A 22,112-nucleotide genomic window follows, 5' to 3' on the forward strand; every position below is an offset into this window, starting at 1 on the left:
AAACCTGTCGCTTAGACTGGCACCAAGATCACGTCATTCCCTTTGGCAGCCAGCGCAATTTTACCATTGCACAGCTTTAGCGCATCTTCGCCAAAAATCTCAAACCGCCAGCCAGTCAGTGCCGTCACATCCCGCTCACCCGCTGCGATAGCATCGAGTTCTGACGTCGGCGCGACCAATTTGGACGCAACACCAGCCGAGGCTGTTTTGGCCTTCAGCAACACGCGCAAAAGATCTGCCAAGGCAGGGTTCACTTGCAAACGCTCGTTTTTGTAATCCACTTTTGGAAGATCACTTTCAGGGCAAGCCAAACCGGTTTTCACAGCTTTCAAGATGCCTTCAGCTATATCACCACGACGCGCCTCGCGCAGCAAAAGGCGAGAACGCCCTAAGTCACCGTGATCTTTGGGTTTTGTAGAGGCCAGTTCAACCAACGCATCATCTTTATACACGCGGCTGCGCGGCACATTCTTGGTCTGCGCATAGTCTTCGCGAAACCGCGCCAATTCACGCACGATCGCAAGGAACCTTGACCCGTTGTTGCGGATCTTAACACGCTTCCACGCGTTTTCAGGCAGTGTAATGTACGTGTCCGGATTGTTGAGAATCTCCATTTCCTCATCTACCCAATGAGACCGCCCTTGATTCTTTAGTTTTTTAGCCAAGAAATCATAGACTTGGCGCAAATGCGTGACATCCGCCAATGCGTAATTCGCCTGCGCATCGCTTAGAGGACGGCGCGACCAATCTGTGAAGCGCGAGGATTTATCAATCTCTTGCTTGGCAATCTTGCGCACGAGGGTTTCGTAACCCACTTGTTCGCCAAACCCACACACCATCGACGCCACTTGCGTGTCAAACAAGGGCGTTGGAATCACTCCTGCATCAACTTGGAAAATCTCAATATCCTGACGCGCTGCGTGAAATACTTTCACCACGGATGTGTCGCGGAACAAATCATAAAGCGGCTCGAGCGAGATGCCCTCCACCAAGGGGTCTACCAAACAACAATTACTGTCATCGGTTCCTGGCATCGCCAATTGCACAAGACAGAGTTTGGAATAATAAGTCCGTTCGCGCAAAAACTCTGTATCAACCGTCACATAGGGGTGTTTTTTGGCCGCTTCGCAGAATTCGGCAAGGGCTTCGGTTGTAGTGATTGTCAGCATGCGTTTTCGATCGTCCAAGTTAAGTTGAGGCAGGCCTACGCGAAATGCATAACAAAATAAAGGCTTTCGTCAGGGCGGCTCTAGTATGGTTTACAAAGCTTCAGAAAATCGTCGTAAAGCCAATGGATAAATGCGGTGTTCTTCGATCAAGACACGCGCCGCAAGCCTATCTGGCGTGTCATTGCTCAAAATAGGCACGCGTGCTTGCTCTATGATAGGGCCATCGTCCAGTTTGGCTGTGACCTCATGCACAGTGCAGCCAGCTTCTGTATCCCCCGCTTCCAATGCGCGGGCATGAGTGTGCAAACCTTTATATTTAGGCAATAAAGACGGGTGAATGTTCAACATACGTCCGTCATAGCGATCAATGAAGTGCGAGGTCAGCACGCGCATGAATCCTGCGAGACAAATGAGATCGGCCTGTGCTGCATCAAGCTTGGCAATCAATGCATATTCGAACGCTGCACGATTTTCGCCGTATAGCCTGTGATCGACGAAATCGCTTTGCGTGCCGAGCGCTTGCGCTTTTGCTAGACCACCTGCGCTATCGGAATTGGCCAGCACCAGAACTGGTTCTGCCGGATGGTTACTATCCATGCTTTCCAGAAGCTTCACCATGTTGGATCCACCACCAGATATTAGCACCGCAACGCGTGGTTTCAAAGCAGGGATCCTGTGTAGCGTACTTCGCCCGTGTCAGTAACATAACCAAGGCGCGCGACGTTTTCACCCTCGGCCTGCAACAGCTCTGTCAGCGCGTCAGCGCGATCAGCGGCGACGCTAAGGACCATGCCCAGCCCGCAGTTAAATGTCTTGAGCATTTCGGCTTCTGCGATATCGCCTGTCTGCGCCATCCAACTGAAAACAGGTGGTAATTCCCATGCGTTGAGGTCAATCTCGACACCATAACAATCTGGCAGTACTCGCGGGATGTTTTCTGTCAAACCACCGCCGGTGATATGCGCCAAAGCATGCACACCACCCGCACGGACCGCCGCAAGCGCCTGCTTTACGTAAAGCCTTGTAGGCGTCAACAGCACCTCGCCAAGCGTACCATCTGCGAAGGGACAGTCGTCACCCCACGCGAGGCCAGATATCTCAACGAGTTTGCGCACAAGCGAATAGCCGTTGGAGTGCACGCCGGCAGAGGCAAGGCCAAGCAAGACATCTCCAACCTGCACATCAGCTGGCATTTCACTACCACGCTCCATCGCGCCAACAGAGAAACCTGCAAGATCGAAATCGCCATCAGGATACATTCCTGGCATTTCAGCAGTTTCCCCACCAATCAGCGCACAATTGGAGCGCACGCAGCCCTCTGCGATGCCTTCAATGATGCGGGCGGCTGTGTCTGTTTTCAGATGTCCTGTTGCGAAATAATCAAGGAAAAACAAAGGCTCCGCGCCTTGGCAGACAAGATCATTGACGCACATGGCGACAAGATCAATGCCAACACCGTCAACATTTCCTGTATCAATCGCAATGCGCAGTTTAGTGCCAACACCGTCGGTGGCACCCACAAGGATCGGGTCATTAAACCCTGCCCCTTTAAGATCAAAGAGTGCACCAAAGCCACCAAGCCCTGACATAACACCACTGCGATTGGTGCGCTTAGCGGCGGGTTTGATCCGCTCGACCAATGCGTTGCCAGCGTCGATATCCACGCCTGCATCTGCATATGTAATGCCGGTTTTGGGGTTTTGCTCGCTCATGGAAATCTCCGAGATGTTAGCTTTGCGCATCGCCTACATTATCATACGCGGCGTTGCAATCAGCACGCTTGACGCGCCTGCGCCGTGTGCTAAGCAAAGGTCAAGGTAGGGCCTGTAGCTCAATTGGTTAGAGCAGCGTGCTCATAACGCGTTGGTTGCAGGTTCAAGTCCTGCCGGGCCTACCAGATTCGCCCTATTCGCAGATATTTTCTTTGATGAAGAAATTGGATCCGATGCAGCCATTCCAGCCCGCGTCCTTGGCAGCCTGGGATTTTTCAGCGAACGTGCCGTCGATTAACTCAACTGATTTGATCTTCTCGAATTTAAAAAAATAGCTTGGCTTCAAATTCACGCCCTTTGGTGCAGCAGCGAAATTGCCAGCCGTGCATGTAAAGACTGCCATTGTTGCCAAAAGCGACCTGATGCATGTCGATCAAGCGCGGCGCGCAGCCTTTTGAAGCATCTTTGTCGTAGACCACTTCAATCGTGCGATTAGTTTCAGCAGCTTCGCACAATTCCGTTCCGAATTTTTCTTGGGCCATTGCTTATACAGGGATCAGCGCCAAGCCTGTTAAGGCGTTAAACATCTTCATTACCACGTCCCTTAAAACCAGTCGCGACAACAAATTTCTCAGAGCTATCCGAGCGCGAGCTTGGCGGTTTCATATGCGCAACCTTAGTGAAGTTCTGCTTTAGCAATTTTTGCAAATCGCCCTCCGCGCCGCCCGCAAGAACTTTCGCAACGAACGTGCCACCCTCCGCGAGGACATCAAACGCAAAGTAAGCAGCGGTTTCGCACAAATGCATGATTCGAAGGTGATCGGTTTGTTTGTGCCCAGAGGACGACGCGGCCATGTCGGACATGACAACATCTGCCTTACCGCCAAGCCACTCTTTCACTTTGTCGTCGGCGCCTTCATCAAGGAAATCCAAGACATGAAACTCAGCGCCAGCCATGGTTTCCACCTCTTGAATGTCAATGCCAAGCAATGTGCCCACCGATTTGCCACGGCGATCACCAAGCGCGTTAATGCGCGGTACAGCTACCTGACACCAGCCGCCTGGCGCGCAGCCAAGGTCAACCACGCGCGCGCCGGGCACTAGAAAGCGGTATTTGTCATCAAGTTCCATGATTTTGAATGCGGCGCGGCCACGATAACCTTCCGCCTGCGCGCGTTTGACGTAAGGGTCATTGAGTTGGCGCTGCAACCAAAGCGTTGAGGACATGCGTCTCCCGCGCGCGGATTTAACTTTCACGGTTAAATCACGTTGGCCGCGGCCTGAATTGTTTTTGCCCGTAGGAGTCTTTGCCATGCCACTTATCTTTCTGAACACTTGCAAAAGGCGCTGGTTCTATTTTTCGAGAACAATCCCACCCTTTAATACATGCCGTCTTCCAAAACACCATCTGCGCTCATTTGAGCGTAGAGTAAACCTTCGCGCAGCCCTCTATCAGCCACAGAGAGTTGATCCGTCGGCCAGCACCGCAAAAGCGCCTGCAAGATCGCGGCACCCGACATGATCAAAGCTTGGCGATCATGTCCAATGCGTGGATCCCTGCGACGCCCTGCAGGGCCAAGGTTCAGATACATCCGGATCACTTTGTCGATTTGATCGGACGTCATACGCAGCCCATCAACCTTATTCCGATCATAGCGCTTAAGCCCTAGATGTGAGGCCGCAACTGTAGTTACAGTGCCAGATGTTCCAACGATTTGAAAACCTTCGCGGGTTTGCTCGTCTTTGTAAGGCGCAAACTCCGAGAGATTCTCTTCAAAATACCAGCTCATCAACGCAAAGCGCGCGGCATCATCTTCCACATCATCGAAATGGTCACGCAAGGTCGCGACCCCTAATGGCACGGAAATCCAATCCACCACTTTGGCCGCCGCAAAAGGGCTATCTTGCGTGTGAAATCCGGCGTGCAGGCGCATGATCGCTTTGGGGCGTTCGGGCTTTGGCACCGCGCTTAGATCGATCCAAACCAACTCGGTCGAACCACCGCCTATATCCACAACAAGCAGTTGTTCTGTCTTGGTCGACACCAAAGGCGCACAGGAAATCACCGCTAAACGCGCCTCTTCCTCAGGCTTAATTATATCCAGAGTAAGACCCGTTTCACGGGTGATTTGGCGCATAAAGCCTGCACCATTTCTCGCGCGGCGACAGGCTTCTGTCGCCACAAGACGCATGTGTTTCACTTTGTGGTGTTTCAGTTTTTGCTGACAAATTCTCAAAGCCTGGATCGTGCGCGACATAGACGCACTGCTCAGCTTGCCGGTACTCTCCAACCCTGCCCCTAATTGGACGGACTTGGAAAAGCTATCAACCACATGAAATTGACTGCCCTTCGGTTGGGCGATCAACATGCGACAACTGTTCGTACCCAAATCCAGCGCTGCATAAAGCGCACGTGAATCGGGCGGTTTCGGCGCGGGGCTCTCGACCGTTTTCAGGAATGCGCCCGCACCTTTGGGACGCTTGGGCGTCATACTTACGCCCTCCGATGTTTCGTGTTGCCCCTAGCCTACGCCCGCTTTTTGATCCTCGCAAGAGGCTTGTGCACGCGCGCTGTTTCATAAAGTCCATGAGAATTTTGAGCCGCGCGCAACCTGAATCATACTAGCAAGTGATGCTGCGCTGCGGCTAAACTCAACTTATTGACAAGCGTCGCTGCGGTGCGACGTTTTGTCGATATCAAACCCTGACGCACCCGCGCTGTGCAGTACGAGGGATTAAGAACTTAAAGACGTAAGGAATCAGCAATGCCAGATGTAGTAGTTGTGTTTTGGCGCGACATTCCCGCTCAAGTGATTGTTGGCAAAGGCCGTCGTGGATCCAAGCGCCAACTTGAGGAGCGGTTCGAGCAAGCGATTGATCGTGCTGCGATGAAAGTGAATGCCAAAGATGCAGACGCTTATCTGGCGGAGTGGCGCAAAGCCGCGCCCTATCCCATGGAAGGTGAGCCGGACGCAATCGTAGAAGCGGAAGCACTGCGCCTTGAGGCAGAGTATGACAACGATTGCTTAAAAGCGCTGATCGCTAAGGATGGCTGGGCGTAAGCGCCAGCGACTAATTTGATGGGTTTGGGAGAGACAATCATGGCCTTGTTGAATTTTATGAAAAAGGTGGCCCGCGTAGATCTGGGCAATAGCGCCGAAGTTGAAGCGTTCCTGCAAGGCTACTCCATAGAGGTGATGCCGCGCACGGCTGAAAAGGTCGATGATTTCCGCGCCTATCTGCCCAAGGGCACACGCGTCTACATCGCCCATATCGAAGGCACGCCGATTGAAGATATGGTCGCAACCGCCGCACGCATTAAGTCTGAGGGTTACGATGTCATGCCGCACTTTCCCGCGCGCATAATCAAAGACGAAGCGACCCTCGCGGATTGGATCGCCCGCTATCAAGCTGAAGCCGATGTGCATCAAGCGCTCTTGCTTGCAGGTGGCATCGGCACGCCTCATGGCGACTTTCACAGCTCAATGCAGCTTTTGGAGACGGGCCAATTCGATAAGGCAGGTTTCAAACGCTTGCACATCGCGGGTCACCCTGAGGGCAACAAAGATATCGACCCTAGCGGCTCAGATGCAAATGTGATGGAAGCCCTGCACTGGAAGCAATCTTTCGACGAGCGCACGGATGCGCAAATGGCTTTAGCCACGCAGTTCGCTTTTGAAACAGGTCCACTCATTGATTGGGCCGATGCGATAAAAGCAGCAGGCATTGATATCCCGATTCACATAGGCATTGCGGGTCCAGCGAAATTGCAAACCTTGATCAAATTCGCGATTGCTTGCGGTGTAGGACCCTCTTTGAAGGTTTTGCAAAAACGAGCAATGGATGTGACGAAGCTGCTTTTGCCCTATGAACCAACTGAAGTTTTGGCCCAACTGGCCGCGCACAAAGCCGCGAACCCCGATTCCAACATCGAAAAAGTACACTTCTTTCCCCTTGGCGGCATCAAGACCAACGCCAATTGGGCAATTGAGCACGGCGGCGCTTCTGGCCGTCCCGCAAACGCTTTCTAAGGATCGAGCAATATGACGCTTACAGTAATTGAATCCAAAACCAAAACAGCCATCATGGGCTTTGACCAGCCCTTTTGCGTGATCGGCGAGCGGATTAACCCAACAGGTCGCAAGATCCTAAATGTAGAGTTGGAGCGCGATGATTTCTCGCGCGTGGAAGCTGACGCGATTGCGCAAGTTGCGGCGGGCGCGAACATTCTCGACATCAATTCCGGCGCGGTATTCTCGGGCAAAATGGCGGAAGACCCACGATATGCGGACAACAACTTTGTGGAACCCAAATTGATGCGTCAGCTGATCGAAGTCGTGCAAGCGGTCACAGACTGCCCTTTGTGCATCGACAGTTCGGTTCCCGGTGCATTGGAGCAGGGTTTGGCCGCAGCAGAGGGTCGCCCCTTGCTCAACTCCGTGACGGGCGAAGAAGAGCGTCTTGAGATGGTTTTGCCATTAGTGAAGAAATACAATGTGCCAGTTGTTGCAATCTCCAACGATGACACAGGCATTTCAGAAGACCCCGATGTGCGCTTCGCGGTTGCTAAAAAAATTGTCGAACGCGCAGCTGATTTCGGCATTCCTGCGCATGACATCGTAGTCGATCCACTGGTGATGCCGATTGGTGCGATGGGCACAGCTGGTTTGCAGGTGTTCACACTGGTGCGGCGCTTGCGCGAAGAGTTGGGTGTGAACACGACCTGTGGCGCATCCAACATTTCTTTCGGCTTACCCAACCGTCACGGCATTAACAATGCGTTCCTACCGATGGCGATGGGCGCTGGCATGACTTCGGCAATTATGAACCCTGTGGCCATCCCAGTTGGTCCTAAAAAGATGGCTGAGAAGCGTGCTGAGATCGAATCCTCCGGTGTGATTCTGCCTGCGTACATGGACGATGAGACGATCTGTAAGCTATTTGGATTTGGATCGACCAAACCACGTGCAGGCAAGGAGATGGAAGCCATTCGCGCGGCAAACTTCCTTACAAACAATGATGAGGGTGGTGGGGAATGGATCAAATCCAACAAGGTGGCACCAAAAGCTGGTCAAGAAGGTCGCGGGCGCGCAGGTCGCACAGGTGGACGTCGCCGCAAGGCTTAATCAGCTGTTAAGCTTGAGTGATTGGGTGTTGGTATGAAAACCAGCACCCTTTATTTTTCGCCACGCAGTTGGCTCAATATGATTTTTGAAGTGAAAGCTGCGCGAACAATATGAGTGGGCTTTGGGCTATGAAAAACGTCTTGGTGCAGAACAGGTGGATTTTGACACGCTCGTACGCACGCCCAAAGCCTCTTATTAAGCGTTGCAACACGCCTTGCGTTGTTAGCGCAAACGCGTATTGAGCATCCTATGAGCACAAATACCCTTTTAACCCTTGCCGCAGACATAGGTGGAACGAACACACGCGTGGCGTTGCTGGATGGCACGGTGCTGCGCGCGGAGACCGTGACACGCTATGAAAATGCGAAATCCAAGAATTTAGAGTATATTTTACGGCACTACGTGACAGCGCAAGGCGCGAAGCCTGATGCCGTCAGTCTTGCTCTGGCGGGTCCTGTTGAAAACGGCGCTGGTCGTTTGACAAACCTTGATTGGGCGATTGATACCGCCTCTGCGTGCAAGGCCACGGGCGGCGCGGATGCTTTTTTGCTAAACGATTTGCAAGCGCAAGGCCATGCTCTGCCCTTCCTGTCACCCGATGCGCTAACCCGCGTGCAGACAGGTGAAACTGGTGCCACTTACGCGCCGTGCCTGATGATCGGTATTGGCACAGGCCTGAACGTCGCTCCTGTGCACCGTATTGCAAGCCACACATATGTTCCTGCCGCAGAAGCGGGTCACATCAGCTTTTCAGCGCGCGACGAAGCTCTAAGCGCCTTTGAGCGTGATCTTGAAGCACGTCTTGGCCATGTGGCCGCAGAAGATATCATGTCAGGTCGCGGCTTAGAGCGGGCCTATCGTCATTTAACGGATCAAGAACTTGCGGCTTCCAAGATCATGGCGCTTTGCGGCACCGGCGATCAAGACGCCGATGTCGCCACAGGTCTTTTGATCCGCGCACTGGGCCATTTTTCTGGCGACATGGCGCTGACGCATTTGCCGACGGGTGGCATATTCTTGGTCGGTGGCGTAGCTCGTGCTTTGCTTCCTTATATGGCGCAACACGGCTTTCAGACTTGCTTTGCAGACAAGGGACGCTTTTCGGACTTTATGTCGCAATTTGCGATCCATGTGGTGCAGGATGACTATGCAGCGCTCATCGGGGCGGCCTCTTACGCACAAGAGTGTATCGGCCCGTGCTAACAGCCCTTTTGGTTTGCGTATAATTTGCCTATGCTTCTCGCTAGGTAAAGCTGGGAGCTCTCATGACAGATTCGATTGATTATGGAAATCTCATGCACACGGCGATGCGTGGACTGATCAAAACGGTTCTGCTCGATGTGAAAAACCACGGACTGCCCGGCGAACATCACTTCTTTATCACGTTTGATACCACCCATCCTGACGTGCAAATCGCCGATTGGTTGCGCGAACGCTACCCGACGGAAATGACCGTCGTGGTACAGCATTGGTTCGACAATCTCGATATTCGCGACGACGGCTTTTCGATCACATTAAATTTTGGTGATGCGCCAGAGCTGCTGAATATCCCTTTTGACGCATTTCGCACTTTTGTTGATCCCTCCGTCGAATTCGGCCTGCGTTTTGAGACGAACGAGGACGATGAAGACGAACCAGCGCTGCATTCTGTTGACCAAGAGGCTCCCGAAACCGAAAATGCTGAGATCACGCTTGTCGATGAAGAAGATGCCCCTCAGAAGGACGCAGAGATTGTGTCTTTGGATGCGTTTCGCAAATAAGCCGCTCGTTTTTACCTTTCTTTATTTGCACGTGCATAGCTTTTTGGCTTAAACGGCATGCAATTGTATACCAGACCCCACACCTCAGGAGCGTCCCATGTCCACGACCCGCACAGAAACCGACAGCTTTGGCCCTTTAGAAGTTCCAACGGATAAGTATTGGGGCGCACAAACACAGCGCTCTTTGATGAATTTCCCAATTGGTTGGGAACAGCAGCCTGTTGCGATAGTGCGCGCGCTGGGCGTGGTTAAAAAAGCCTGTGCGATGGCAAACAAGGCCTCGGGCGATCTGGACCCAAAACTAGCAGACACGATTATCGAAGCGGCTGGCGAAGTGATCGACGGTAAGTTCGACGACAACTTCCCATTGGTCGTATGGCAGACTGGGTCCGGCACGCAATCCAACATGAATTCCAACGAAGTCATTGCCAATCGCGCGATTGAAATCTTGGGTGGTGTGATCGGATCAAAAGACCCCGTACACCCGAATGACCACTGCAACATGGGCCAATCCTCCAACGATACGTTCCCGACAGCGATGCATATCGCCGCTGCCATGATGGTACGTGACACGCTGATGCCGGGCTTGCAGCAATTGCTAGCTGGCTTGGAAGCAAAAGCGGAAGAATTCAAAGGTATCATCAAAATCGGCCGCACACACACGCAAGATGCGACGCCTTTGACGCTCGGTCAGGAATTTTCTGGTTATGCTCATCAGATCCGCCAAGGTATTTCGCGTGTAGAGCTGACAATGGCTGGCATTTACGAGCTTGCCCAAGGTGGCACTGCCGTCGGCACAGGTTTGAATACCAAACAGGGCTGGAGCGAAACAGTCGCCGCCAATATGGCCGAGATCACAGGCCTGCCCTTCGTGACCGCGCCAAATAAATTCGAAGCTCTCGCCGCACATGACGCAATGGTCTTCACTTCTGGTGCTTTGGCGACGGTTGCGGGATCTTGCTACAAAATTGCGTCCGATATGCGCCTTCTTGGCTCTGGTCCGCGCTCTGGCCTTGGCGAATTGATCCTGCCTGAAAACGAACCGGGTTCAAGCATTATGCCGGGCAAAGTGAACCCGACACAGGCCGAAGCCCTGACACAAGTGGCCGCACATGTGATGGGCAATGATGCTGCGATTAAATTTGCAGGTTCTCAAGGTCACTTTGAACTGAACGTCTACAACCCGATGATGAGCTATAACCTATTGCAATCCATGCAACTTCTGGGTGACGCAACCGCAAGCTTCACTGAACGTATGCTCAACGGTACGCAAGCCAATGAGCCGCGCATCGAAAAGCTGATGAAAGAGAGCCTGATGTTGGTCACCGCCCTCGCGCCGAAGATTGGCTATGACAACGCCACGAAGGTCGCTAAGACCGCGCATAAGAACGGCACAACACTGAAAGAAGAAGCGATTGCGCTTGGTTTCGTAGACGAGGAAACTTTTGACGCGGTTGTGCGCCCCGAAAACATGATCGGTCCTAAATAGATGAACACGCCGGTCAATCTTAACCGGTTTCGCAAACAAAAAGCGCGGGCTGAAGATAAAGCCCGCGCAGACCAAAATGCTGCGCTGCACGGATTGAGCAAAGCGCAGCAGGAGCTGGAAAAAGCGAAAAATACGCTCTCTAAACGTTCGTTGAATGGGCTCGAACGCGACAAATTATAGTAAAATCAGATTATCGCCGCATTTCTTTGGCATAACCGTTTCGAATCTAGCGATGACGAGAGTTAAAGATGCGCCAAACAGAAAAAAACAAAGACATTCCAAAATCTCAGGTTATCGCTATTCGTATAGCACGGCGCTATTTGAAGCGTTACACTGAAACACTGGCGCGCGCTCTAAATGCGCACCAAAGTGCTGCGCAAACAGGCACTCAAATCGGATTTTTACCGGAGCAATGATGCAACGTCCCCAAAAACGCAGTCTCACTTTGAAAGGACATCGCACGTCGGTGTCTTTAGAAGATTCATTTTGGGATGCTTTTCGTGACATCGCACAGGATAAAAACCGCGCCATAAATGACTTAGCCGCTGAAATTGATGCAATTCGCGGCACCGATTGTGGACTGGCTTCTGCAATTCGTTTGTTCGTACTGGAACAATCTCGCCGCCGCTAGTTCATATTTAGAGCGAGTCCAGGCGTAGAAAAACCCCATTTTTAGAGCGCACTGTCAGATGCGCGACAGGCTCTGGCGCGTTCCTATTCGTCAAACTTACACGGTATTTCTGCAAGATCATCGACAGGATCAACACTACCTCGATCATCGCAAACACCGCCCCTGTACACACGCGCGGTCCCACAGAAAACGGCAAATAGGAATCGCGCGTACAGGTTTTGCCATTTTCGGTGCCCCAGCGTGCGGAATCAACGCCATCAGGATTCTCCTACATGCTTACGTGACGATGCAAGTGCCACGGGCTAAGCACAATCTGACTACCCGCTTTCACTTCACGTTTACGAAACTTTCAGGACAAGTGTTTTGGCGTACCATCATTGGCACTGGCGAGTAAAAGCGCAGCGCTTCGCGAAACACATGCGACTGATATGTAGCTTGGCCACCACATTGAAATCATTGACGAGGCCTGCTTTCGCCTCTGCCGCAACTTTGTCCTACTAATCAAGGAAATGCGCCATTATATATAACGACCACGCCAAAGCGGAAGCGCTGGTTTCATGCCCCGGTAGAAAGAAAATTGCGACCTGATCGACCATTTTTTCGGTCATGAAGGTTTCGCCAGTCACAGGATCAGCGGTTGTCATGATCTTGCTTGGTCAAATCGTCAGGCGCTGCGCCAGCGTCGATCCCTACCATGCGCTCACTGGTCAATTTGGTGATCAAGCAGCAAATTTTGGCAGCAGCTTTACGCGTATCGCTGCGAAAAGATCTAGGGAACCATCGAGGCATCGGAATGAACCCCACAATGTTTAGGATCGGCTGTGTGCGCCTATATGTGCGGAACTCGTGAAAGACCTCACTGGCGGTTTCATGCTCAATGGGGATCGAAAACAAAGTGCGAAAGAACACATCGGCCGCCGCCTTGTTTGTGTGTTCCTCTATCTCGACCGCACCGCCTTGAACCTCTGCCAAACGCGCGACTGCCGCATCGGAGGCGTCCCAAATTGCGGAGAATGTCTCACGTAGACGGCCACCTTCAAAGGAGGAATTAATAATCCGGCGCTGGCGCTTCTATGTCTCGCCATTGGTCAGAAAGCTGCCTAAAATACAAGCGCTTGCAGCTTTTCAGGTAGTGTGATCCCACTCACGCTGACCGGATTACAGAGCACGAACGCGCAGCCATCACCGGGCGCCGTGACATCAACCCAGAACGGAGTTTACTGCTGGGACAGATAAGTCAGATCTGCACGCAACCGCCATGCGTCACGCAAGAAGGGCACCATGGGCACCACTTGGCCAAGCGTCAGAAAGCTTAGAGTTGGACCATCCGCAGGCAAACGCCCTGCCCGCAAAAGTTCCGCAATCACAGAAACACCGATATGCACACCCGAGGAATGGCCGACGACCAAGACCTCATCCACATCAGAGCGTAGCGCCTCATTAATGCGGTGCACAAACTCGTCCATGCGCGTCTCAAGCTCCGGCGCGCACGCACCTTTCGTACGTGCGGAATAGGCGTAGTCATGCATGAGATAATAAGCGAAAAACTTGTTATTCTTGCGGCAAAAGAAATCAAGAATACAGTAGGCAAGTATCGATCCCATTCCCCACCCAAGTACAGTGCCAAGCATATTCGGCACAAACATCAGCACCAATTCTGCGAGACCAAAAGCAGTGATTCACGCCAACACAGCCTGCAAAACCAAGAACCCAACGGGATATAGAGCAGCAATCACTGGCCCCTTTCGCAGACGCATCAGCCGCCACAAAACCCAAGATCCGATGTAGGTCCACGCTGTGCGCAGCATGACACCATACGTCGGCAAAATCCCCATATTCATGCTGGCTTTGACCATATTGACCCAGTAGAGCACATGGATCTCGCTCTCGACCTCTGTGTCATCAATCGCTCTGCTCAAGTGCCAGCCATAGGGACCTTTGCCCTCTTTTAGATTCAACGCGATCTCATATCCTGAAATAACGACTCGGGCAGCGCTTTCTTTGCGGTAGAGTTCGCGGTAGCGGCGCGGATGAAACGGATCATAGCCCAGAATGTAGAAAACCCGCCGCTTGCATACCGTTTTGCGCTCACCTGAATTTTACTCACTCATACTGCTCAACCCTCTTGGCACAGCTTTTGTCTAGCGCACGGATTTGGCAAGTGTATGACCTAGCCAATAAGACCAAGTACGGGAAATGTTTCCAATAACCAGAAGGCGAAGAGAGAGAATGCCCCTGTGATCATTGCGAACCCGACGAGGATCAAAAGCACGCCAGAGACCTTTTCGATCAGGCCCATGTGGCGTTTGAACAGGCTCATCACGCCCATCGCACGATCAATGAAGAACGCGGCCAGCAGAAACGGGATACCAAGGCCGAGTGCGTATATGCCAAGGAGGGTGGTGCCGCGCACGACGTTCGCTTCTGACGCGGCAAGTGACAGGATTGCCCCAAGTTGTGGGCCAATGCAGGGTGTCCAGCCAAATGCGAAGGCGAGACCCAGAACATATGCGCCAAACGAACTGCCACCGCGATCTCCTGCATCAAGGCGCGCTTCACGGTTCAATAATCCTATTCGGAAAATGCCCAAAAAATGCAGCCCAAAAATGATGATGACAACGCCCGCGATTTGACCGAAGAGCAATTGGTTTTGCAAGAAAAACGCACCTAATATCGAGGCTGTGAAGCCAAGCAATAAAAAGATCGTCGACAGCCCCATCACAAAGAATATCGCAGCGATCCCTGTTTGGCGGTGCGCGGCTTTTGTGCCTTGCATTTCGGGCAAGCTGATACCGCTCATGTAGGCCAGATACGGCGGCACAATGGGCAACACGCAGGGGCTGAGGAAAGACACGATGCCTGCCAAAAGGGCAACGATCATTGCAGGCGCGAGGCCGAGTGATATGAGGTCAATTTCTGCCATTTATTCACTTAGCCTGAGAGTGCGCGGAAAGAAAAGTCACAAGGACGTGGACAGGTTGAAAAATCACGCTTAGATGATCGTAATGAAACACAAACTTGATGCGATTGGGCTTTTGTGTCCGCTGCCTGTTTTGAAAGCGCGCAAGCGTTTGCAGCCCTTAGCCACGGGTGATACGCTGGAGATACTCGCTGATGATCCAGCAGCGATCGTTGACGTGCCGCATTTTTGCGTAGAGGCCGGACATGAACTGGTCGAGCTGCGTGACGATGGCGCAGCGCAGATCTATGTGATCCGCAAAGGCCGTTAACAAACAAAAAACGCCGCGTTCAATGACGCGGCGTTTGTCTACTTTTCTTTGATCAGAGTTACTTACCCAGTGACCACCAACCACGCCGCTTTGGCTTGGCAGGCTCCACAGAGGCGAGCACTTCTGGTTCGCTCTTCGGCTCTGGTACAGGTGTGGGTTCTGGCGCAGGCTCAGGTGCCGCTTTAACCACAGGTTCCGGTGCAGGCGCTGGTGCGTCTTCTACAACAACTGGTGCCGCGTCGACCGCAACTTCTTCAGATTTAGCGACCTTCGGTTTGCGTACACGTGGTTTGCGCTTTGGCTTTTCCGGTACTGCTTCTGCTTCAACTGCCACTGCTGGTGCGTCACTTACGACATCTGCTTCACTCGTTTCAGCGACCGCATCCACCTCTTCGACCTTTGGCTTTGCACGACTGCGCGAACGTCTGACACGCTTTGGCGTCTCGCTTACTTCAGCATCTGCATTTGGCGCGTCTTCCGCTTTAGCAGGTGCTGCGTCACCGTTCGGATTACCCTCTGCAGGAGTTTCTGAGATTTCAGCCGCAACCGCGCCCTCTTCGCCCTGTTCATCCTGCTGCGCGTCAGCACCGCCAGAATTGTTTTTCTTACCACCCCGACGACGACGGCGACGACGCTTCTTGGGCTTGTCTTCACCATCATGCTCTTGGGTTTCAACTGCAGCAGGCGCTTCGTCTTCCTCTGCTTCGCTCACATCTTCATCGACTTGATCCATGATGGATGTATCAACAGAGACGACATGCGCGGACGGCTCTGGTACAGAGCGCGTCGCAGTCTTAAACTTCTCAAGCGCAAAATCGGGGCTAACCATAAGCGGGTCACCCTCGATGCGTACGGACAAACCATACCGCAGTTCGATCTGCGCGATATGCTCGCGTTTTTGGTTCATCAAGTAGTTACAGATCGCAACCGGACAGCGCACAAGCACTTCGCGCGAACGACGGCGCACGCCCTCTTCCTCGATCTGGCGCAGGATGTTCAACGCCATGTTGCCATCAGAGCGGATCAAGCCTGTACCATGGCACGATGGGCAAGGCGCGGTCGTCGCTTCGATCATACCGGGGCGCAAACGCTGGCGCGACATTTCCATAAGGCCAAAGCCGGAAATGCGACCGACCTGAATACGCGCGCGATCAGACTTCAACTTGTCCTTCATGCGCTTTTCAACGGCTGCGTTGTTCTTACGCTCGTCCATGTCGATGAAGTCGATAACGATCAAGCCCGCAAGATCACGCAGACGCAATTGCCGCGCCACTTCTTCGGCCGCTTCAAGGTTGGTCTTGGTCGCTGTGTCCTCGATGGAGCCTTCTTTGGTCGCACGCCCAGAGTTCACGTCAACCGCAACCAGAGCTTCGGTGGTGTCGATCACGATATAACCGCCAGATTTCAACTGTACGGTAGGATTAAACATGCCCGACAGATAGCTTTCCACCTGATAACGCGCGAGCAACGGCATTGGCTCTGTATATAGCTTCACGTTTTTCGCGTGCGAAGGCATAATCATCTTCATGAAGTCTTTCGCCGTGCGATATCCGCGCTCGCCCTCAACAAACACTTCATCGATGTCGCGATTGTAAAGATCGCGGATCGAACGTTTGATCAGATCGCCTTCCTCATAAATCTTCGCGGGGGCGATGGATTTGAGAGTCAGTTCGCGAATTTGCTCCCAGAGGCGTTGTAGGTATTCATAGTCGCGTTTGATCTCGGTCTTGGTGCGTTTGGCACCAGCGGTGCGTACGATCAACCCAGCGCCCTGAGGTACTTCAATTTCGTTCGCGATCTCTCTGATTTTCTTACGATCTACGGCATTGGTGATCTTACGAGAGATGCCGCCACCACGTGCTGTGTTTGGCATAAGAACGCAGTAACGACCTGCCAAAGACAGGTAGGTCGTTAGCGCCGCGCCTTTGTTGCCGCGCTCTTCTTTAACAACTTGCACCAAAAGAATTTGGCGAACTTTTACGACTTCTTGAATCTTGTAACGACGTGGACGCGCCTTGCGCGTGGGACGAATGTCCTCAACGTCATCATCATCCGCAACAGATTCAATGTTTTCATCACGCTGAGCCGCCTTCTTGGCTTTACGCGCGTGATCGTCCTCGACCTCATCATCATCTGTTTCAGCAGCGGCCACTTCTTCCGCTGGCAATTCCGCGTCAGCGTCTATCTCTTGTGTAATTTCCTCGACTGCTTCATCCGCAACAGATGTTTCGACGGGCGTCTCTGCAACCGTATCTATTGGGGATGATCCCTTTGGCACGGCCTCTACCGCTTCCGCAGCCTCGTCGCCCAGATCAATTGTTTCCATGCCAGCGATATCACCAGACGTAGTGTCTTCCAACGTTTCTACCGCTTTGCTGACAACCGCATCATCACTTGATGCCTCAGCGGCTTTCGCGGAGGAGCGGCGACGACGGCGCGGCTTGGGGTTGTCCTGCTCTTCGTCACGCTGACGCTGGCTTTCAGTATAGGCGCGCTCTTCCTCCATCAGGGCCTCACGGTCCGCAACGGGGATCTGATAGTAATCAGGATGGATCTCAGAAAACGCAAGGAAACCGTGACGATTCCCACCATAATCTACGAAAGCCGCCTGAAGCGACGGCTCAACCCGTGTTACTTTTGCAAGATAGATGTTGCCAGCAAGCTGGCGTTTGTTTTCGGATTCAAAGTCAAATTCCTCAACCTTGTTTCCGTCGACCACAACAACGCGGGTTTCTTCCGCGTGGGTGGCATCGATAAGCATTTTCTTAGCCATGATATCCGATTGCGCCCAACACAGCTGACATTGGCCCTATCAAATGCATGATCTGGCGGTCCATTTGTACACTGTGTGGGACGTCTATTTGTGGCGATAGTGCGCGCACGGCGGCAGAGCCCTTGCGGGGCTCCTGCTCTCGAACTCGTAACCTGCGCACGCTTCATCGCGTTTCTTCTCCGACACGTCACATCGTTGCCAATGGCGTGCCTGCTAAAATGCCGCTCTTCAAATCAAAGAAACGGCGCGTCGTAAGGTCGTTTGATATCTATTTGAACCAGATCATCAAAAGACCGTATCGGTCTGCGTCCAGTCGACTTTGCTTCATGCAAAGTGGGACGCAGCGGAACTCCCCGGGCCATGTTTGCGAGGCAACCACGGACCGTAAACTCTACATAGGGTCTAAGCAGGTCACTCTGCAATGGGTAAAAGCGTGCAAATTGCGCTATCCACTAAGGAAGCTATGATCGTGAGATACCTCACAAACGTCCCAATTCCGGAAAACCACAGCCCACAACCCCTGCCAAGCCTAATTCTATAAACTTGCAATCGACATGAAAGGATACCCAATGGCCTTCTTAGCCACCTCCCCGAACCGCCAACAAAAACCATCCAAACCGCACCTCCAGCCAAACCTAGAGAAAAACCGGAAAAACCTGTTCTATTTACGGATTTTGCAAGTATCTGACCTACCGTCCATGTGATGAACAAGAGACATGACAGATCCCATATCCAGCATTCCCAATCTCGGGCCAGCAAGTGACATCAGCTTTGCAAAAGCAGGTTTAACAAGCGCAAAACAGATCCGCGACTTAGGCGCTGAATCCTGCTATGCCAGACACATTCGCGCAGAAACCAAACCTCGTTTGATCAGTTTTTACGCGCTCGCAATGGGCCTGCAAGGGCGTCCATGAAATGATTGCCAAGGCGCTGAAAAAGCCGCGTTGCGCGTGACCTTCGACCTACTTAAAGACGCAGTCAAAGTACAAAAGAAAAAGGCTGTTCCGATCTTGAAATAGCCCTAGATGCGATTGGCGTCATTAAAAAAGCACGCTAACGCCCATCGTCCGATTTCCACAAACATCCCGAGGGTGTGGGGGTCTGGCCCCCACGTTGTCCCCGACAATTATTAGCCTACCAATTCAAGGCCAGAGAAGAAGAACGCTATTTCTTCTGCCGCTGTCTCAGGCGCGTCGGAACCGTGTACAGAGTTTTCACCAACTGACTCCGCGAACTCAGCGCGGATTGTTCCCGCTGCAGCGTCCACAGGGTTTGTTGCACCCATAACTTCGCGGTTCTTCGCGATTGCGCCTTCGCCTTCCAGAACTTGCACAACGACAGGCTCGGAGATCATGAAATCGCAAAGTTCTCCAAAAAACGGACGCTCAGAGTGTACGCCGTAAAACGATTGCGCTTGTGCAAGCGTCATTTGGATGCGCTTGGATGCGACAACGCGCAGACCTGCGTCTTCGAATTTAGCAACGATTTTGCCTGTGAGGTTCCGGCGTGTTGCATCAGGCTTGATGATCGAAAATGTGCGTTCCAGAGCCATGAGAGACTTCCTTTATTTAAACGGTGCATCGCCCCATGCGATAAGCACCTCGTAATTTCTGTCGCGCGCTTAGCATGGGGGTCTCAAGTTGAAAAGCCGCGATATGAAACATGCGCAATATCACCGCTAGCGCTGCGCCATTGCCTCTGTTAGAGGCTCGCCATGCTTAAGATATCTGACATCACATATTCCGTCGCGGGCCGCACTTTGGTCGAAAACGCATCCGTCACTATTCCAACAGGCCATAAGGTTGGCCTCGTGGGGCGCAATGGCTCAGGCAAAACGACTTTGTTCAAGATCATTCGCAAAGAAATGGTGCTTGATACGGGCAACGTCAGCATGCCGCAGGGTTGGAAAATTGGTGGTGTCAGCCAAGAAGTGCCAGGCAACGAAGTGTCCCTTATCGACACCGTCCTGCGCGCAGATACAGAGCGCGAAGAGCTTTTAACAGAAGTGGAAACCGCCACTGATCCAAGCCGCATTTCTGAAATCCAAACCCGCCTGACGGATATCGATGCATGGTCCGCAGAAGCACGCGCCGCGACAATCCTAAGGGGTCTCGGCTTTACACATGATGAGCAGCTGCAACCCTGTTCTGCTTTTTCTGGTGGCTGGAGGATGCGCGTGGCGTTAGCGGCGGTTCTATTCTCCCAACCTGACCTGCTGCTGCTAGACGAGCCAACCAACTACCTCGACCTTGAAGGTGCGCTTTGGCTTGAGGCGTACCTTGTTAAGTACCCACATACTGTCTTGATCGTCAGCCACGACCGTGAGCTGTTAAATCGGTCTGTTGGTGGCATTCTGCATCTCGAAGACAAGGGCCTGATCTACTACACAGGCACCTACGACATGTTCGCCAAACAGCGCGCACAAAGGCGTGCGTTGCTGGCATCTTCTGCGAAGAAGCAAAAGGCAAAACGCGAACATTTACAAGCATTTGTGGACCGATTTAAAGCCAAAGCTTCAAAAGCAAAGCAAGCGCAATCGCGTGTCAAAGCGCTGGAGAAAATGGAAACCATTCGTGCGCCCGAAGATGTCGCGCGCACTGTATTTACCTTCCCCAAACCCGAAGAGCTGTCGCCGCCGATTATCGCGACTGAAAAGGCCTCTGTCGGCTACGGCAAAACAATCATTCTGCGCGACCTCAATCTGCGGATTGATCAAGACGACCGCATCGCGCTGCTTGGTCGAAATGGTGAGGGCAAATCGACCCTTTCCAAAATGCTCTCAGATCGCCTCAAGATCGCAAGTGGCTCTATGGTGACCTCTAATAAGCTGCGCATCGGCTTCTTTGCACAGCATCAAGTAGATGAACTATACGTCGACGAAACCCCGCTAGAGCACCTCTTGCGCGAGCGTCCTACGGAAGGCCAAGCAAAATTACGCGCGCGGCTTGCAGGCTTTGGCCTTGGCGCAGATCAGGCCGACACGGCTGTTGGTCGCCTGTCGGGTGGTCAAAAGGCGCGTTTGTCGCTGCTGCTCGCCACGCTCCCTGCTCCTCATTTGCTGATTTTGGACGAGCCGACCAACCACCTTGATATCGAGTCCCGCGAAGCGCTTGTTGACGCTTTGACCGCATATAACGGCGCTGTCATTCTAGTCAGCCATGATATGCATCTGCTGTCGATGGTCGCCGATCGGTTGTGGCTCGTGAAGGACGGGCACGTATCGGTCTATGAAGAAGACCTGCAAGCCTACCGCAAGATGCTTTTGAGCAATGACAAGCCCGCTAAACAGGCCAAAGGCGCGAAGCAATACGAAAAACCAAAGGCGAAGCGTCCCTCCCAAGATCAGATGAAAGCGCTGCGCACCGATGTACGTAAATGCGAAGAACGCATGACCAAGATCGACGATATGCGTGATAAACTAGCGAAAAAACTTGCTGATCCAGTCCTTTACGAAGATGCACGCAAGGGTGAGTTGGAGACATGGAACAAGAAATACGCGGAAGTCATGGAAGCTCATGGCCGCGCAGAAGCCATGTGGATGGCCGCGCTTGAGAAACTGGATGCTGAGGAAAATTAATGATCGATACCGCGTTTTTCATAACCTCTTTTGTGACGCTATTTGTCATTATCGATCCTATAGGCCTGACGCCTTTATTTGTCGCTCTGACCCAAGGAATGAGCGTCAAACAAAGGCGCGCCATTGCGATCCGCGCAACACTGATCTCAGCGGGAATATTAGCGCTTTTCGCCATTTTTGGCGAGGCTTTGTTGGGCTCTATCGGGATTTCTATGGCGGCGTTCAAGATTGCAGGCGGCATTTTGTTGCTGCTTACAGCGCTTGATATGTTGTTCCAACGGCGTGCGAAACGGCGTGAAGATACAGCAGAGGAAGACGAAGACCTTGATGATCCGTCGGTCTTCCCGCTGGCCATTCCCTTAATTGCAGGCCCCGGATCAATAGCAACGGTGATCCTACTAGCAGGCGCACACCCCGGTTTAAGCGGCCTTGGCCTGTCACTGGCTGTCATGGTTTTGGTCTTGCTCCTCACCTTAATTTTCTTTGAAGCCGCGACACCGCTGGAGCGGCAGCTTGGCAAAACAGGAATCAACGTCGTTTCGCGCTTGTTGGGCATGCTTTTGGCGGCTTTGGCTGTGCAATTCATGCTAAATGGCTTGCAAGATTTTGGCCTGCTCGGGATAGAGCCTACATAGAATAAAAGGA

Annotated in this window: 23 protein-coding genes, 1 tRNA gene and 1 pseudogene; 13 read left to right on the top strand and 12 right to left on the bottom strand. The window is 52.6% G+C overall.

The genetic code is table 11. From position 1 onward, the window contains the following. Positions 1–11: 11 nt before the first annotated feature. From rnd to purM, 3 genes are all read right to left on the bottom strand, one after another. Positions 12–1,169, bottom strand: coding sequence for a ribonuclease D (rnd, locus tag QZ280_RS12015; RefSeq protein ID WP_293444553.1), 1,158 nt, complete (start codon positions 1,167–1,169; stop codon positions 12–14). Positions 1,170–1,259: 90 nt separating this feature from the next. Further along, complete coding sequence (gene purN, locus QZ280_RS12020; protein ID WP_293444555.1) at positions 1,260–1,832, bottom strand: phosphoribosylglycinamide formyltransferase; 573 nt, start codon at positions 1,830–1,832, stop codon at positions 1,260–1,262. Beyond that, positions 1,829–2,881: a phosphoribosylformylglycinamidine cyclo-ligase gene (gene purM, locus QZ280_RS12025; protein WP_293444557.1), complete on the bottom strand. Its 1,053-nt coding sequence runs from the start codon at positions 2,879–2,881 to the stop codon at positions 1,829–1,831. Before purM ends, purN begins: the two co-directional genes overlap by 4 nt. Positions 2,882–2,989: 108 nt before the next feature. Here purM and QZ280_RS12030 point away from each other — a divergent pair. Further along, positions 2,990–3,066: transfer RNA gene (locus QZ280_RS12030), tRNA-Ile, on the top strand. Positions 3,067–3,204: 138 nt separating this feature from the next. Here the strand turns inward: QZ280_RS12030 and QZ280_RS12035 are convergent. From QZ280_RS12035 to QZ280_RS12045, 3 genes are all read right to left on the bottom strand, one after another. Further along, positions 3,205–3,423, bottom strand: a complete 219-nt coding sequence (locus QZ280_RS12035) for a hypothetical protein (protein WP_293444559.1) — start codon at positions 3,421–3,423, stop codon at positions 3,205–3,207. A 37-nt stretch (positions 3,424–3,460) separates the two neighbouring features. Then, a complete protein-coding gene (locus QZ280_RS12040) occupies positions 3,461–4,195 on the bottom strand; it encodes an RlmE family RNA methyltransferase (protein WP_293444561.1) in 735 nt (244 codons plus the stop codon). A 65-nt stretch (positions 4,196–4,260) separates the two neighbouring features. Next, entirely contained in the window at positions 4,261–5,373 is a 1,113-nt protein-coding gene (locus QZ280_RS12045) for a Ppx/GppA phosphatase family protein (protein WP_293444563.1), read from the bottom strand. 273 nt (positions 5,374–5,646) lie between these two features. Between QZ280_RS12045 and QZ280_RS12050 the strand changes: the two genes are divergently transcribed. The 8 genes from QZ280_RS12050 to QZ280_RS12085 all read left to right on the top strand — a co-directional run bounded on the left by QZ280_RS12050 (position 5,647) and on the right by QZ280_RS12085 (position 11,887). Then, positions 5,647–5,943 (top strand): virulence factor, encoded by a 297-nt coding sequence (locus QZ280_RS12050; protein ID WP_293444565.1) that lies wholly within the window; start codon positions 5,647–5,649, stop codon positions 5,941–5,943. 39 nt (positions 5,944–5,982) lie between these two features. Then, positions 5,983–6,912 (top strand): methylenetetrahydrofolate reductase, encoded by a 930-nt coding sequence (locus QZ280_RS12055; protein ID WP_293444567.1) that lies wholly within the window; start codon positions 5,983–5,985, stop codon positions 6,910–6,912. A gap of 12 nt (positions 6,913–6,924) precedes the next feature. After that, positions 6,925–8,007, top strand: a complete 1,083-nt coding sequence (locus tag QZ280_RS12060) for a methyltetrahydrofolate cobalamin methyltransferase (RefSeq protein WP_293444569.1) — start codon at positions 6,925–6,927, stop codon at positions 8,005–8,007. A 249-nt stretch (positions 8,008–8,256) separates the two neighbouring features. Beyond that, the gene (locus tag QZ280_RS12065) at positions 8,257–9,210 is read left to right on the top strand and encodes an ROK family protein (protein ID WP_293444571.1); all 954 of its coding nucleotides are present in this window, start codon (positions 8,257–8,259) and stop codon (positions 9,208–9,210) included. A 62-nt stretch (positions 9,211–9,272) separates the two neighbouring features. After that, the gene (locus QZ280_RS12070) at positions 9,273–9,767 is read left to right on the top strand and encodes a ClpXP protease specificity-enhancing factor SspB (RefSeq protein WP_293444573.1); all 495 of its coding nucleotides are present in this window, start codon (positions 9,273–9,275) and stop codon (positions 9,765–9,767) included. 97 nt (positions 9,768–9,864) lie between these two features. Next, positions 9,865–11,256 carry a class II fumarate hydratase gene (gene fumC / locus QZ280_RS12075; RefSeq protein ID WP_293444574.1) on the top strand — a complete coding sequence of 464 codons (1,392 nt, stop codon included), beginning with the start codon at positions 9,865–9,867 and terminating at the stop codon, positions 11,254–11,256. Further along, positions 11,257–11,436, top strand: coding sequence for a DUF4169 family protein (locus QZ280_RS12080; RefSeq protein WP_293444575.1), 180 nt, complete (start codon positions 11,257–11,259; stop codon positions 11,434–11,436). 232 nt (positions 11,437–11,668) lie between these two features. Then, positions 11,669–11,887, top strand: coding sequence for a ribbon-helix-helix domain-containing protein (locus QZ280_RS12085; RefSeq protein WP_293444576.1), 219 nt, complete (start codon positions 11,669–11,671; stop codon positions 11,885–11,887). Between the two features lie 7 nt (positions 11,888–11,894). On the opposite strand, the pseudogene QZ280_RS12090 reads toward QZ280_RS12085, so the two are convergent. The 4 genes and pseudogenes from QZ280_RS12090 to QZ280_RS12100 all read right to left on the bottom strand — a co-directional run. Beyond that, positions 11,895–12,994, bottom strand: a pseudogene (locus tag QZ280_RS12090) (cytochrome P450); the annotation flags it as partial. Between the two features lie 110 nt (positions 12,995–13,104). After that, positions 13,105–13,491: a hypothetical protein gene (locus tag QZ280_RS16400; protein WP_365734640.1), complete on the bottom strand. Its 387-nt coding sequence runs from the start codon at positions 13,489–13,491 to the stop codon at positions 13,105–13,107. Positions 13,492–13,566: 75 nt separating this feature from the next. Continuing rightward, positions 13,567–13,845, bottom strand: coding sequence for a hypothetical protein (locus QZ280_RS16405; protein WP_365734641.1), 279 nt, complete (start codon positions 13,843–13,845; stop codon positions 13,567–13,569). Between the two features lie 212 nt (positions 13,846–14,057). Then, positions 14,058–14,810 (bottom strand): cytochrome c biogenesis protein CcdA, encoded by a 753-nt coding sequence (locus tag QZ280_RS12100; protein ID WP_293444577.1) that lies wholly within the window; start codon positions 14,808–14,810, stop codon positions 14,058–14,060. 73 nt (positions 14,811–14,883) lie between these two features. Between QZ280_RS12100 and QZ280_RS12105 the strand changes: the two genes are divergently transcribed. Next, positions 14,884–15,117 (top strand): sulfurtransferase TusA family protein, encoded by a 234-nt coding sequence (locus tag QZ280_RS12105; protein WP_293444578.1) that lies wholly within the window; start codon positions 14,884–14,886, stop codon positions 15,115–15,117. A 58-nt stretch (positions 15,118–15,175) separates the two neighbouring features. Here QZ280_RS12105 and QZ280_RS12110 read toward each other — a convergent pair whose 3' ends face one another. Beyond that, the gene (locus tag QZ280_RS12110; RefSeq protein ID WP_293444579.1) at positions 15,176–17,890 is read right to left on the bottom strand and encodes a ribonuclease E/G; all 2,715 of its coding nucleotides are present in this window, start codon (positions 17,888–17,890) and stop codon (positions 15,176–15,178) included. 716 nt (positions 17,891–18,606) lie between these two features. Here QZ280_RS12110 and QZ280_RS16410 point away from each other — a divergent pair. Further along, positions 18,607–18,804, top strand: a complete 198-nt coding sequence (locus tag QZ280_RS16410) for a TfoX/Sxy family DNA transformation protein (RefSeq protein WP_365734644.1) — start codon at positions 18,607–18,609, stop codon at positions 18,802–18,804. A gap of 215 nt (positions 18,805–19,019) precedes the next feature. On the opposite strand, the gene ndk is transcribed toward QZ280_RS16410, so the two are convergent. Further along, positions 19,020–19,442 (bottom strand): nucleoside-diphosphate kinase, encoded by a 423-nt coding sequence (gene ndk, locus QZ280_RS12120; RefSeq protein ID WP_293444580.1) that lies wholly within the window; start codon positions 19,440–19,442, stop codon positions 19,020–19,022. Positions 19,443–19,604: 162 nt separating this feature from the next. On the opposite strand from ndk, the gene abc-f reads away from it, so the two are divergent. Both abc-f and QZ280_RS12130 read left to right on the top strand, forming a co-directional pair. After that, complete coding sequence (gene abc-f / locus QZ280_RS12125; RefSeq protein WP_293444581.1) at positions 19,605–21,467, top strand: ribosomal protection-like ABC-F family protein; 1,863 nt, start codon at positions 19,605–19,607, stop codon at positions 21,465–21,467. Then, on the top strand, positions 21,467–22,102 hold the full coding sequence (locus tag QZ280_RS12130; protein ID WP_293444582.1) for a MarC family protein: 636 nt from the start codon (positions 21,467–21,469) through the stop codon (positions 22,100–22,102). Before abc-f ends, QZ280_RS12130 begins: the two co-directional genes overlap by 1 nt. Positions 22,103–22,112: the final 10 nt, after the last annotated feature.

Source organism: Planktotalea sp., from assembly GCF_018607995.1.
Classification (GTDB): domain Bacteria; phylum Pseudomonadota; class Alphaproteobacteria; order Rhodobacterales; family Rhodobacteraceae; genus Planktotalea.

Coding starts and splice junctions, on each gene's coding strand:
- QZ280_RS12070 (WP_293444573.1), top strand. CDS start 9,273: ATGACAGATTCGATTGATTATGGAAATCTCATGCACACGGCGATGCGT.
- QZ280_RS12060 (WP_293444569.1), top strand. CDS start 6,925: ATGACGCTTACAGTAATTGAATCCAAAACCAAAACAGCCATCATGGGC.
- rnd (WP_293444553.1), bottom strand. CDS start 1,169: ATGCTGACAATCACTACAACCGAAGCCCTTGCCGAATTCTGCGAAGCG.
- QZ280_RS16400 (WP_365734640.1), bottom strand. CDS start 13,491: ATGGGATCGATACTTGCCTACTGTATTCTTGATTTCTTTTGCCGCAAG.
- QZ280_RS12080 (WP_293444575.1), top strand. CDS start 11,257: ATGAACACGCCGGTCAATCTTAACCGGTTTCGCAAACAAAAAGCGCGG.
- abc-f (WP_293444581.1), top strand. CDS start 19,605: ATGCTTAAGATATCTGACATCACATATTCCGTCGCGGGCCGCACTTTG.
- QZ280_RS12105 (WP_293444578.1), top strand. CDS start 14,884: ATGATCGTAATGAAACACAAACTTGATGCGATTGGGCTTTTGTGTCCG.
- QZ280_RS12035 (WP_293444559.1), bottom strand. CDS start 3,423: ATGGCCCAAGAAAAATTCGGAACGGAATTGTGCGAAGCTGCTGAAACT.
- QZ280_RS12110 (WP_293444579.1), bottom strand. CDS start 17,890: ATGGCTAAGAAAATGCTTATCGATGCCACCCACGCGGAAGAAACCCGC.
- QZ280_RS12065 (WP_293444571.1), top strand. CDS start 8,257: ATGAGCACAAATACCCTTTTAACCCTTGCCGCAGACATAGGTGGAACG.
- QZ280_RS16410 (WP_365734644.1), top strand. CDS start 18,607: ATGACAGATCCCATATCCAGCATTCCCAATCTCGGGCCAGCAAGTGAC.
- fumC (WP_293444574.1), top strand. CDS start 9,865: ATGTCCACGACCCGCACAGAAACCGACAGCTTTGGCCCTTTAGAAGTT.
- QZ280_RS12085 (WP_293444576.1), top strand. CDS start 11,669: ATGATGCAACGTCCCCAAAAACGCAGTCTCACTTTGAAAGGACATCGC.
- QZ280_RS12045 (WP_293444563.1), bottom strand. CDS start 5,373: ATGACGCCCAAGCGTCCCAAAGGTGCGGGCGCATTCCTGAAAACGGTC.
- ndk (WP_293444580.1), bottom strand. CDS start 19,442: ATGGCTCTGGAACGCACATTTTCGATCATCAAGCCTGATGCAACACGC.
- QZ280_RS12130 (WP_293444582.1), top strand. CDS start 21,467: ATGATCGATACCGCGTTTTTCATAACCTCTTTTGTGACGCTATTTGTC.
- QZ280_RS12050 (WP_293444565.1), top strand. CDS start 5,647: ATGCCAGATGTAGTAGTTGTGTTTTGGCGCGACATTCCCGCTCAAGTG.
- purM (WP_293444557.1), bottom strand. CDS start 2,881: ATGAGCGAGCAAAACCCCAAAACCGGCATTACATATGCAGATGCAGGC.
- QZ280_RS12055 (WP_293444567.1), top strand. CDS start 5,983: ATGGCCTTGTTGAATTTTATGAAAAAGGTGGCCCGCGTAGATCTGGGC.
- QZ280_RS12040 (WP_293444561.1), bottom strand. CDS start 4,195: ATGGCAAAGACTCCTACGGGCAAAAACAATTCAGGCCGCGGCCAACGT.
- QZ280_RS12100 (WP_293444577.1), bottom strand. CDS start 14,810: ATGGCAGAAATTGACCTCATATCACTCGGCCTCGCGCCTGCAATGATC.